Consider the following 10,978-nt stretch of genomic DNA (forward strand, 5'->3'; position numbering starts at 1 on the left):
TAACCAATACGCTTCGTTTAGCAGGCTACTCCGTGGGCAGAAGGGGGCCCGCCAAATTTTAAACCGCTAACACCTGATCTGTATCTAACCTTTTATACCGTTTCCATCGCTCTTTTCCTTTGTTTATAGGGGATTCAAACGAATTTTTTGGAATGTTTTTCTATCAATTACCCGCTTTTTTATCTTGCAGACCTTGCTTAGAAACCAAATTTTAACATAAAAATAAGCTAGAAATTCATGCTAAATGTAAGTGTATTTATTCGATTAATTTGTATAATTGGCCGCTCAATGAGACCAAACTCTTTCAAGGGGACCATTCCGAAAAGCCTTACGAGTAGGAAAAATTAACACCTAATCAATCTTATGGACGCTCAAAAAGTAGACATGTTCATTATGGCTAACGGAAAATTTTTCGAAAGCCACCAAGTTATGCAAATCCGCGAAAGACTTCTTACCGTGGACGATTCCAAATGGGGAGCCATTCAATCCATCCCTTTTAAAGACCCTCAAACCAGCCTAATTGTTTCTATTTTGGGCGGTAACTTAGGCATTGATCGTTTTATTATCGGCGATACCGGATTGGGAGTTGGTAAACTGCTTACCTGCGGCGGACTTGGTATTTGGACTATCGTAGATTGGTTTATGATTCAAGGCGCTACCCGGGAGAAGAATTTCGAAAAAATTCAACCTTTCCTATATTAATATGTTCCAAACCAGAAACAGGTTCTATACCTTCGTTTCTATTGGTTGCCTGTTTGCCTACGCTCTGTTGGCTTGGTCATATAACACCAAATCCACCGGTCCGTCGGTGTGTATGTTTAAACAGCTTACTTCCTTGCCTTGCCCGTCCTGTGGCTCAACTCGAGCTATTTTGGAACTGGCCCATGGAAATTTCATGCACTCGTTTCTGCTCAACCCTATTGGAATTTTCCTTGCTTGTTTATTGGTGATTCTTCCCCTTTGGATAAGCAAGGATGTTCTGACAGGAAGCAATTCCTTCTTTATTCGTTTCCAACAAACCAATCAACTGCTTAAAAAACCTTCCGTTCTCCTTCCGTTCCTGGCCTTGGTTGCCGTTAATTGGTGGTGGAATATTTCTAAAGGACTTTAAATGGAACCCGAACAACCCTATCAACCCAACGATCATGAGGCCGAAAAAGCTTCGAATAGCTACCTCATGTCACTCATTGCCATTATCGCAGGCTTGCCCCTGCCAATCATTAACCTGCTCGCAACCTTTATCTTCTTTATGGGTAACCGCAAAGGGACTTATTTTGTCCGCTGGCATTGTACCCAGGCCTTGCTTAGTCAAGCCTCTTTGCTTTTTGTAAATAGCTATGGCTTTTGGTGGACTGTCTCCATTTTGTTCTCCGAAGTTCAAATTACCAATAACTACATCGCTTACCTGCTTTCCGCTTTTATCCTGAATGTGATCGAATTTATTGCTACCATTTATACCGCCATTGAGGTTCGTAAAGGAAAGCATGTCGATTGGACTTTCTACGGTGATATCACTACAGCCCTTGTAAAACCATGATTAAAACCTTTTTGAAAGGACTAGGAATGGTCCTTACTTTTTTCTTGCTTTGGTTCGCTCTTACCAACATTAATTGGATGGACCTTTTTCATATTGAGAAAATTAGCAAAGACACCGACAGAAAACTGGGCAACTTGTTTTGGGAAACCATCAATAAAACCGAGCAGGTGGTAAAGGATAAAAAATTAAACAACGCCCTCGACGAAATGGTGGAACGAATTTGTGAGGATAACCAGATCAATCAGGAAGATATTCAACTGCACCTAGTACAAAGCAACGAGGTTAATGCCTTTGCACTTCCGGGCGGACACCTGGTGGTTTATACCGGTTTACTCAAAGATGCCAAATCGCCCGAATCGGTTGCCGGGGTTTTGTGCCACGAAATTGCTCATATCAAAAAAGACCATATTATGAAAAAGTTGGTCAAAGAAATAGGTATGGCAACCTTGTTAGGCATGGCTTCCGGAAGTGCCGGCGGAGAGGCCGTTAAAAGTGCCGCCAAAACCCTTTCATCCAATGCTTTCGACCGAAAATTGGAAAAGGAAGCCGATATTCAGGCTGTAAAATACATGATAAACGCCGAGCTTGATCCGCTTGAATTTGCTAAATTCATGGAACAATTGGCAGAGCAAGAATCCGAAGTAACAGAAGACCTTTCCTGGTTAAGTACTCACCCCGATTCCAAAGAAAGAGCCGAATACATTCGGGAATATGCCACCGAATTTTCCTACGAAACCCGGCCCATGTTCTCCGAAGGCCGCTGGGATTCCCTCTTGGTTCGCCTGGAGCAAACTGGCAATCAAAACTTGGATTCCAGAGACTAATCCGGGTATAAAATCATATTTTTAAGGTATAATTCCTGACCTTGGTCATGGGCTAGGCTCGGTGTGCAGCCTACTTTTACCTCAAATATTTATTACATGGAAAAACACCACGATCTTATTCACGAATTCCCCGAATACAAAGAGAAAATCCACGAATTAAAGCTCAATAATACCCATTTCAAATCCTTGTTCGACGAATACCATACCCTTGATCACGATATTCACCGCATCGAATCAGGTGCAGAGCCAACTTCCGATGATGTATTAACCGAATTGAGGAAGAAACGGGTTCATTTGAAAGATTCCTTGTACGCCTTATTGAAGCAGTAATACCAATTTTTAGCCTGTAGCCTGTAATAGCCAAATTATTCCATAGGAGGATTCCAAATTCGACCTACTTGATATAGTTGAGTTTACCCCTCCCGAAGAAATTTCGGGAAAGAAGTTGTTATAAAATTGGGCAAACAAATTGATTTACAAGTTTTTAGCTCGTTTAGGAATTTCTAATACGCAATTTGGGTTAAAGCCCTTAAAGACAAGCGTTTAGCTCGTTTTTGGGGGCTTTTTTGTATTAGTTGGGTTGGCATGTTCCTTATTTGGCGGGCCCCCTCCGCCTACAAATTGCTTGCAAAGCCCACCGGAAATGCATGGGCGTTCGGGTCACGCTATCGGCTGTAGTCCTCGTCCCCCTAGGCTAACGCCGTCGGTGTCCTGTGGGCTACTTGCCTCTATCGTTGCCCGAGGGTGCAAGGCCGAAGTGTAGAAACTTATCCCAAAAAACTCTGTCGAGCACATCTTTTGAATTACTTACCCGGCGGTTGGGGTTCGGGTCGGGTAGGGATAGCAGTGGAAAGCCCACAGACGGCCGTGGCGCTAGCCCGGGCGGCGAGGACTTGGAACGAATAGCCCGACCATGAGCCCGAAAATGCTTGGTAATTGTACCTAAGCTACTGCGAATGGGACCCGCCAAATAATAAACCAAACATCAGGTCCAATAGTAATGCTTTAACCAGCGCCACCAGTTTTTCGATTTTGCCATATCCACCACCAATTGCTGCCGGGTTAAACTTTCCATGGACGGCAATTCGGGGTTATTTCCCTGGATGTCCATAAACTGCTCAAGCCCCAGGTAACCAAAGGCCGTGGTAGCCCTCATAATTTGGATGAACTTCTTTTTGCGTGACTTCGGAACATGCAACTTATCCACCTCGGCAAAAAACGTTTGTACGGTTTGATGATAATAGTTCCAATAGGCATGCACATCCTTCATTCGATAAGGCAGGGTAACAATACCTTCCAGCATATCTTTCCGGATGTCGTACTGATCATTTATCAACTGAATAATGCCTCCGATTTGGTACCAAAGCCGCTTGGTGGTTTCGATATCGCGCTCATCGATGTTTAAATCGAGGTAATAGAAGCACATTTGGTAGGCCCAGCCCCCTTTTTGCAAGGTAATACGTTCCAACTCCGAATCGGAAACAGAAGCATCAAACTGTTTGGCGGAATCTTGTTGGTTGCGAAGTAGTTTACCAAAAACAGCTAAGTGTTCTTCGGGTTGGTGCACCCCGGGTAACAAAGCTTTTTGCATGTAAACAAAGAGTTTCTCGTTAAAGTTGCGGGGTTCAAATTCGAGTCCGTGCAGGGTAATTTTTTCCTGATCTTCGGTACTGAGTTGTTTTAGGTCGAAAAAATCGTCGTAAATAACGGTTGACACGTAGTACAACAGCATGCGTTCCTTTTCAGATTTGGTGGTATTCCTGCCATAGAGCTGAGTAAAGGCATCGCAGGTCATAGGGATGTGCAAGGCGTAACGTTCAAGGGCTTTGGTAAGGGTTGCTTCGTCGAGCTTTCCTTGAAGAGGTTGTTCCAATTGGGCAAAATAGGCACGGCCATACCTGACTAGATGCAGATAGGAATACAAAATATGAAGGATTTTCAGCAGCATCCTTCTTTTATTGGTCTGAAAGAGCTTTTAGAAAATTAATGATATCTGTTTTTTCCTGCTGGGTAAAATTTTTCTGAACAATCATTCCACTTTTATTGGGATGGTTTTTACCTCCACTGCTGTAGTGTTCCAATACTTCCTCCAAGGTTTTCAGCGACCCGTCGTGCATGTAAGGAGCGGTTTGGGCAATATTACGTAGCGAAGGGACTTTGAATTTACCCACATCGGCTGATTGTCCGGTTACACGAGCTCTGCCGCTATCGGCGTATACTTCATACAAACCATTGTTATGAAAGCTGTAATCGGTAAAGTTGTATTCGCCATGGCAATGGAAGCAGTCGCCACGTTCATTGAAAAACAAATTCATTCCACGGGTTTCGGATTCGTTAAGTGCGGTGGTATTGTTGTTGTGGAGGTAGTCGTCGTATTTGGAGAGTCCGGTAAACAAAGTACGTTCGAAATTTGCTATGGCACGGGTAAGTGTATAAACGGAGGGCCCTTCGCCATAGGCTTGTTCAAAGAGAGCAGGATATTCAGGGTGGTTTTTGAGACGTTCTACCACCAGGTTAACATCGAAATCCATTTCGAGTGGATTGGAAATTGGGGCAAGCACTTGTTGTTCCAAAGTTGGCACCCCTCCATCCCAAAACATATAAGGCTGGTAGGCTACATTTAAAATAGTCATGCTATTGCGCATGGTATTTTGGTTGTCGATGCCTTTGCTGAAGGCCAGGCTATCCACAAATTTCAGGTTTTCGAAATGGCAGGAGGCGCAGGCAATGGTGCTATCGCGAGAGAGAATTGGATCGTGAAACAGGCGCTTGCCTAAATCGATGCGGTAGCGGGTAGGCAGGTTATCGTCGGGAATTTCGGGAGAAGGAAAGCCTTTTGGAATAGCAAGGGCAATAACTGCATCGCCCAGTTGAGGGTCCTTTTTACAAGAAGCCAGAATCAAAAGCAGGAATCCGAAGAGGTAGATCTTTTTCATATCAAAAAAAAGGGCGCACTTTTTTGAAGTGCGCCCCAAAGTTAAGTTAAACATTCTTATTCATTTTCAACTTCGAAAGAAGATTGAAGGTTGTTGGCAATTTTCTCAGCCATTGGATAACCCGGGCCCATGGAATGAGTCAAAGTTTCGGTCGTTAAATCTAGGTTTTGGATGGCAGTTAGAAAATCGAAATGCATGTGGATCATTTTTTCTGCGTCGCCTGTTACTTCAAAGGCGGAAGTAGAAAAATCGATTTGACGTGCCAACATATCCATACCAACGTGGTAGAAGAAGTCGTGGTTTGGTGCAGAAACACCGGCAGCAGTGGTATCAACACGGCCTTCAGCTTTAAGGAAAAGGTAACCACTGTTCCAATCCCAATGCATAGAAGGAGTTTGCATGGCCAAAGGTTCACCGGCAGCATAGGTGGTTGGGTCGGAGTGATTAGTGGCAGAATCAAGGCCTAATAAAAATTTAAAGCCTTTGTATTTACCAACCGGAACCTCGCCTAATTCTTGTTCTTCTTTTTCGATACCGCATAAAAGCACTTTGCCGGTGATTGGCAATTCGGTACCATCTTCTTTTATTAGAACAATGTTGGAAATATAATAACGTAAGTCGCTAAAGGTTAGCTTTCTGTTCGATGCAGTGGCGAAAGTATCCAGGGTATTAACCTCATTTGCACCGGCCATGGTATGGATGTGGAACATGAGGTTTTGAGAAGTTTTAGTATTGGGTTCGTCTTTTGTACAAGAAACAAAAGCCACAGACAAAGCTGCTATGGCTATATATAATTTGGTAAATTTCATTTTTTGTTAGTGTTTTAAGTTGTTATTGTTGTGGGAAAGAAAGGCAAACGTTTGTTGCATGCTTGCCCTGTTTAAAAATGTTTGTCAGCCATCGCGATAGTTTCCTTTTTCATTGGCAATTGCCCGTATTTTTTAAAATAGCGTTGTACTATTTCTCCAATAGTATTGGTATATGCCAAGGCAGGAAACACGGTTTTATTCCATAACCTTTTCCGGATTGATTGAATTTGATGATAAAAATACCATTTCAATCAAAAACGGGGATGTATGGTTTTTCAAAATCAATAAGGAACAACAAGGCATGGTTACCCGGGTTGATATTGTTCCAAATGAAGGTATAACCATGAATTTAGAAAGAAGTTAAGTTCGTTTCTACATGCATAGCCTGAACAATGCTAAGCTTCCGGTGGCTGGAATACAGAAAGGAAGGCTCCGCTGAGAAGAGAGGGAACTGTTTGTTTTATTAACGAATTGGTTGGGGTTTCGTGAAAGAAGAGGGATGGTTCCGAATATTGGAAAAACAAATCGATGTTAGATTCAACAGGAATAGATTGAGTTTCTTTGGATTCCTGTTGGTTCAACTCCTTTTTCAACTGGCATTTTCCGTTACAATGCAGCATTGGCTTGTTTTTATTTTCGCAAAGCACCTTGGCATAGGTGTCGAAATTCATGCGGTAATGCGAATAAATCCATGTTTTGGAAACACTACCCAAGAGGATAGACACCAATAGAAAGATGGAAATTGGAAGACGCATTTCGGCAAAAGTATGTACTTTGTACTAAGTGCAGCATAAAACTGACGAAAATTTGTCAGGAAGGCAAAATGCTTCGATTGATGCTTTCTTCGAGTGAGACAAAGGTTTCCGTTCGTTGCACACCGGGTATGCCTTGTACTTGATCGTTCAGGATTTGGCGAAGGTGTTGGGTATTACGGCAAACAATTTTCATAAATACGCTGTAATTGCCGGTAATGTAATGTGCTTCGGTAATCTCCGGGATTTTTTCGAATTCGTCAACTACTTCTTTATAGGCCGAACCATGTTCCAGGTACACTCCAACAAATACAACCAGGTCGTAACCAAATTTGGAAGGATCTAAAATTAAAGTGCTGCCTTTAACCAAACCTGCTTCCTGCATTTTACGCATTCGGAAGTGGACAGTACCGGGTGAAACGAACACTTTTGCGCCGATTTCGGTGTAAGGAAGGCCTGCATCCTGCATGAGCAGTCGCAAAATGGCTAAATCTGTTTTATCGGGAATATAAGAATGGGCTTGATTTTCGGGTTGAATTTGCATGATTAATAAAAATATTAACAATATTTTGCCGTAAGTGTAATTGTTTGGCAAAACTACAACCTTTTTATCAATGGAAGGTTAAAGTCTTTACATTTGTATCAACAAAACAGCAAGAAATTTGAAGTTTTGACAAACACAATACTGTGGGGTGATGAAACCGGCAGACATGCCGCCCTGTCGCGGCGGTGGAGAAACTGGGAGAAACCTAGGCGGAAACCTAGGCTAACCACTCTATGGAGGTTCGAATCCTCCCCCTACAGCGGGTAATTACAGGTAAACGCAAAGATCGCCTCCTCCGTGGGGCGGTTTTTGTTTTTGGGCAAAGGGTAAATTTAACCCATGCAAGCCTTTGAGAAGTGTGATTCTAAAAGTCGAATTAATCAACCAATCCTATTATTCGGAAAGGGTTCCAGATGCTCATAAACAAAGGTCCATATTTGTTTCGACGAGCCTGTTCTTCTTCCCGTTTCCAGAAGGTAAGTTTGTGAACAGGGTAAAGGTAACCGAAGTCGTATGAGGTGTGGCCACGACCCCAACGGGCAATGGTTTGCAGATCGTAACGGTAGGAAGTTTCTCGATGGTTTACAATATCCTGAGCCAGTTGTCTCACTTTGGCTGCTTCATCCAAAAGGGCCTTGCCGTTGAAAGGCCGATGCCCGAGCCTGGCTTTTCTTCTTTCTAAAATATAGGACAAGGTGAAAAAGCGGTGGTGGGCGCGCAGGGCAGTAATTTCAAGCCCATCCATCCATTCCTTTTCCCAACTGTTGTTGAAAGGACCCAGTGACTTTCTGTTTTGAATTTGCTCAACTGTTTGTTTGTAAAAAGCCTCCAATCGCGGTAAAATTTCCTTTTCAACCTGTTGTATTTCCTGAAGACTTGCCTTACGTTCCAGGTATTTATAGGATAGTGGAGGTCGTGGATGAAAAGCATTGTTCATTCCTTTAGGCAATTCATCGGTAATGGTCATACCTGTCAGCCATTGAATAAGGTTTGAATCTTTCAGGTAGGTTTGTTGAAGGGCTAAAGCCTTTTTTATCCAGTCTTGTGAAGCAGATGTTTGTTCAATTGCATCTACGTATTGAGTTGGATATTTGGGCAGGCGGGTATTATTTTGGTAAAAGTTCCAGCTCCAACGGGCAATGCTCCAATCAAACAGCCAATAACTCCATTCCCAACCCGATGAAAAGGTGATGTGACCGGGCACCCGGTACTTTTCGCAAGTGTCAATATCCGCAAGGCGGGCCTTGAGGTAAGGCAAAAGGAATAGAGGAACTGAATTGTCGAAGGTTACCCAATAGGCCGATTCAGGATAATACCAGGTTTCCCGCTTTTCCATTTCAGATAACAGGAGTTCAAATTGGTGTCGCTGGTTTTTGTTTTCATAAACCGGTGCATTGGGTTCGGTCATGTCGTAAAACATCACCGTATGCGACAAAATACCCCTTTTTTTGTCCAAAGCAATGCTAGTGGAATCCCATGAAAAATCATGTCCGGTAACGCCTTGTTCCTTGTCGTGTTTTACCACATGCTGACGACCCATCAATTTGGTTTGAGGATGGTTTTTAGCCAGCCAATCGATCATCATCAGGCGCAATTTCTCTTTTTTAGCCCTGTTGCCACCAACAAATTCCGCCGAAGCAAATTCCATGTTAAAGAAATCCCAGGGAGCTTGCAACAACCACTTCATGTTCTGAACGATTTGACTCTCCTTGCTTTTCCAGGATTGAGTTGGAGACAAATACATCTGAAAGGTTTTTTGCTGAATCATGTGCAGTGAAAAATCAACGCCCATGAGCAAGCCCCTGCTATGACCATAATCCACAAAAGCCTTCGCATGAGCCGGCCAAAGCTTGCGGTCAATGCTTTCGAGCAGGCAAAATTCAAAATAGTTTTGTCCATTTCGCACCAGCCAATCCAGGTACTCCTTCACCATTGCCAGGGCATTGGGATAGTTTGGGTCGTGCAAAGCTTCGGTTAGCTCCAACGGGTGTTGGGTATGGAGGTGGAAGCCTTTTTTATCGAACACGGGTTTGGCTTCCCAGGTTTGGTTATTGGGTAGGTTCCAGTCGCTGAGTTTGGGAACAATGGTTTGGCGTGGATGGTAAAAGCAAAAGCCCAATTTTTCCTGGAGCAAACCATAGATTCCAAAGCTGACACCCTGAAAGGAACTGGCCGAAAGAAAGGCATAGTGTTTATTGCCGGCCGTTTGGAATTTCCAGGCATACCGGTGAATCGGTACTTCGAAGTAAGGATAGTTCCGACCTTCGGGAGCTTGGCTTTTTTGTTCGTTTAGTTGGGAAAGACTGGGCAGGTAAAGAATTAGTTCCGCCTGATTGTTGTTAATTTCTACCGGACAGTTGTAGGCCTGTGCCAGCAGATTTTGTGCATCAACAAGGCTGGATTTGGTAATGGAGTTTTCCCAAAACTCCTTGGGCCCGTTGATAGAAACGGATTGTAAAGAAAATGCCGGAAAGCTTAGTAAAAGGAAGAGGAAAAGCAGCTGGAAGAAAATGCCTTTCACGGTTTAAAACTCAATTTGTTTAACAATAATCTCCTGTCCTCTTTTGACCGATACAAAGGGTTTGTCGCCTTTTTTGAATTTCCCCAAAATTTCCATGTAGCTGTAGATATCTTTTACATCGAAGTTTTCTATTTTCAAAATGATATCTCCTGCTTTAAAATCGGCTTTGGCCGCAGGTTTACCGTCGGTAACCCCATCGATTCGGAGGCCCGGACCGCTGAAGCTGTAATCGGGCATAACACCCATGGTTACTTTGAACGAAGCGGCGGTATTTGCTTTGGTTTTGGTTGGGGTAAAAGGTATGTCTTTCAAACCGGTGCATTTGTTCAGCACTTTTAGCACAAAACTTAGCACATCCGACTCCCCTTGAAAATTAATTTTTTCTATATCATCGCCAGGTTTGTGGTAGTCGCTGTGGGTACCGGTAAAAAAGGCCAATACGGGAATGTTTTTGAGGTAGAAGGAGGTGTGGTCGGAGGGGCCGGTACCACTGCTGTCCATCACCAATTTAAAATTGTAGCTATTGCATTCGTTGAGGCTTGGACCAAATACCGGACTAGTTCCCATTCCCATCATGGTGAGGGCACGGGTGCTATCGTTGAGGCGGCCTATCATATCCAGGTTTACCATCAATTTTACCGATTCTAATTTCAGTGGAAAGTGGTTGCAGAGGTATTTGGAACCGATTAAACCGGCTTCTTCTGCGGAGAACCAGGCAAATAGCACATTGTAGTTTTTCAATAATTTTTGGGTTGAAATCAAGCGGGCCAATTCTATTAATCCGGCTGAACCGGAGGCATTATCGTCGGCGCCATTGTGGATTTTACCTTGAGGATTGGCATCCAGAGAACTGCCGCGTCCATCATCGCCCAGGTGATCGTAGTGGGCACCTAAAACAATGGTTTTGTCGGATTTTCTATCCAGGAAAGCTATTACATTGGTTCCGTTTAACTCTTCACCACGGCCAATGGTGTCGTGAGGATTTAGGCTTGCTTTGTAGGTAAAATTCTGGTGAAATCCGTCGTCGCCCATCGGCAGTAAACCCATGGGAACTA

Annotated in this window: 13 protein-coding genes; 6 read left to right on the plus strand and 7 right to left on the minus strand. The window is 43.5% G+C overall.

Annotated features, from left to right (window positions below; genetic code table 11):
- Nucleotides 1-363: 363 nt before the first annotated feature.
- From K1X82_08185 to K1X82_08205, 5 genes are all read left to right on the plus strand, one after another.
- Nucleotides 364-702, plus strand: a complete 339-nt coding sequence (locus K1X82_08185) for a TM2 domain-containing protein (protein MBX7182075.1) — start codon at nucleotides 364-366, stop codon at nucleotides 700-702.
- A gap of 1 nt (nucleotide 703) precedes the next feature.
- On the plus strand, nucleotides 704-1,111 hold the full coding sequence (locus K1X82_08190) for a DUF2752 domain-containing protein (protein MBX7182076.1): 408 nt from the start codon (nucleotides 704-706) through the stop codon (nucleotides 1,109-1,111).
- Complete coding sequence (locus K1X82_08195; GenBank protein ID MBX7182077.1) at nucleotides 1,112-1,537, plus strand: hypothetical protein; 426 nt, start codon at nucleotides 1,112-1,114, stop codon at nucleotides 1,535-1,537. It abuts the gene before it with no gap.
- Nucleotides 1,534-2,361 carry a M48 family metallopeptidase gene (locus K1X82_08200; GenBank protein ID MBX7182078.1) on the plus strand — a complete coding sequence of 276 codons (828 nt, stop codon included), beginning with the start codon at nucleotides 1,534-1,536 and terminating at the stop codon, nucleotides 2,359-2,361. Before K1X82_08195 ends, K1X82_08200 begins: the two co-directional genes overlap by 4 nt.
- A gap of 96 nt (nucleotides 2,362-2,457) precedes the next feature.
- Nucleotides 2,458-2,691, plus strand: a complete 234-nt coding sequence (locus tag K1X82_08205; protein MBX7182079.1) for a YdcH family protein — start codon at nucleotides 2,458-2,460, stop codon at nucleotides 2,689-2,691.
- A gap of 655 nt (nucleotides 2,692-3,346) precedes the next feature.
- Here the strand turns inward: K1X82_08205 and K1X82_08210 are convergent.
- The 3 genes from K1X82_08210 to K1X82_08220 are packed head-to-tail and all read right to left on the minus strand — an operon-like array spanning nucleotide 3,347 to nucleotide 6,106.
- Complete coding sequence (locus tag K1X82_08210) at nucleotides 3,347-4,309, minus strand: hypothetical protein (GenBank protein MBX7182080.1); 963 nt, start codon at nucleotides 4,307-4,309, stop codon at nucleotides 3,347-3,349.
- A gap of 7 nt (nucleotides 4,310-4,316) precedes the next feature.
- Nucleotides 4,317-5,297, minus strand: a complete 981-nt coding sequence (locus K1X82_08215; GenBank protein ID MBX7182081.1) for a c-type cytochrome — start codon at nucleotides 5,295-5,297, stop codon at nucleotides 4,317-4,319.
- Between the two features lie 56 nt (nucleotides 5,298-5,353).
- A complete protein-coding gene (locus K1X82_08220) occupies nucleotides 5,354-6,106 on the minus strand; it encodes a hypothetical protein (protein ID MBX7182082.1) in 753 nt (250 codons plus the stop codon).
- Between the two features lie 172 nt (nucleotides 6,107-6,278).
- Between K1X82_08220 and K1X82_08225 the strand changes: the two genes are divergently transcribed.
- On the plus strand, nucleotides 6,279-6,470 hold the full coding sequence (locus K1X82_08225; GenBank protein ID MBX7182083.1) for a hypothetical protein: 192 nt from the start codon (nucleotides 6,279-6,281) through the stop codon (nucleotides 6,468-6,470).
- A gap of 31 nt (nucleotides 6,471-6,501) precedes the next feature.
- On the opposite strand, the gene K1X82_08230 is transcribed toward K1X82_08225, so the two are convergent.
- From K1X82_08230 to K1X82_08245, 4 genes are all read right to left on the minus strand, one after another.
- Entirely contained in the window at nucleotides 6,502-6,861 is a 360-nt protein-coding gene (locus K1X82_08230; GenBank protein ID MBX7182084.1) for a hypothetical protein, read from the minus strand.
- Between the two features lie 55 nt (nucleotides 6,862-6,916).
- Complete coding sequence (locus K1X82_08235) at nucleotides 6,917-7,402, minus strand: Lrp/AsnC ligand binding domain-containing protein (protein ID MBX7182085.1); 486 nt, start codon at nucleotides 7,400-7,402, stop codon at nucleotides 6,917-6,919.
- 376 nt (nucleotides 7,403-7,778) lie between these two features.
- Nucleotides 7,779-9,923 (minus strand): hypothetical protein, encoded by a 2,145-nt coding sequence (locus K1X82_08240; protein MBX7182086.1) that lies wholly within the window; start codon nucleotides 9,921-9,923, stop codon nucleotides 7,779-7,781.
- 3 nt (nucleotides 9,924-9,926) lie between these two features.
- On the minus strand, nucleotides 9,927-10,978 hold a 1,052-nt coding region (locus tag K1X82_08245), incomplete at its 5' end, for a M20/M25/M40 family metallo-hydrolase (GenBank protein ID MBX7182087.1).

Source organism: Bacteroidia bacterium, assembly GCA_019695265.1.
In the GTDB taxonomy this organism is placed as follows: Bacteria; Bacteroidota; Bacteroidia; order JAIBAJ01; family JAIBAJ01; genus JAIBAJ01.

Excerpts from the sequence above, each read along its gene's own strand:
- K1X82_08190 (MBX7182076.1), top strand. The coding sequence starts at position 704 with ATGTTCCAAACCAGAAACAGGTTCTATACCTTCGTTTCTATTGGTTGC.
- K1X82_08210 (MBX7182080.1), bottom strand. The coding sequence starts at position 4,309 with ATGCTGCTGAAAATCCTTCATATTTTGTATTCCTATCTGCATCTAGTC.
- K1X82_08215 (MBX7182081.1), bottom strand. The coding sequence starts at position 5,297 with ATGAAAAAGATCTACCTCTTCGGATTCCTGCTTTTGATTCTGGCTTCT.
- K1X82_08200 (MBX7182078.1), top strand. The coding sequence starts at position 1,534 with ATGATTAAAACCTTTTTGAAAGGACTAGGAATGGTCCTTACTTTTTTC.
- K1X82_08235 (MBX7182085.1), bottom strand. The coding sequence starts at position 7,402 with ATGCAAATTCAACCCGAAAATCAAGCCCATTCTTATATTCCCGATAAA.
- K1X82_08205 (MBX7182079.1), top strand. The coding sequence starts at position 2,458 with ATGGAAAAACACCACGATCTTATTCACGAATTCCCCGAATACAAAGAG.
- K1X82_08230 (MBX7182084.1), bottom strand. The coding sequence starts at position 6,861 with ATGCGTCTTCCAATTTCCATCTTTCTATTGGTGTCTATCCTCTTGGGT.
- K1X82_08220 (MBX7182082.1), bottom strand. The coding sequence starts at position 6,106 with ATGAAATTTACCAAATTATATATAGCCATAGCAGCTTTGTCTGTGGCT.
- K1X82_08185 (MBX7182075.1), top strand. The coding sequence starts at position 364 with ATGGACGCTCAAAAAGTAGACATGTTCATTATGGCTAACGGAAAATTT.
- K1X82_08195 (MBX7182077.1), top strand. The coding sequence starts at position 1,112 with ATGGAACCCGAACAACCCTATCAACCCAACGATCATGAGGCCGAAAAA.
- K1X82_08225 (MBX7182083.1), top strand. The coding sequence starts at position 6,279 with ATGCCAAGGCAGGAAACACGGTTTTATTCCATAACCTTTTCCGGATTG.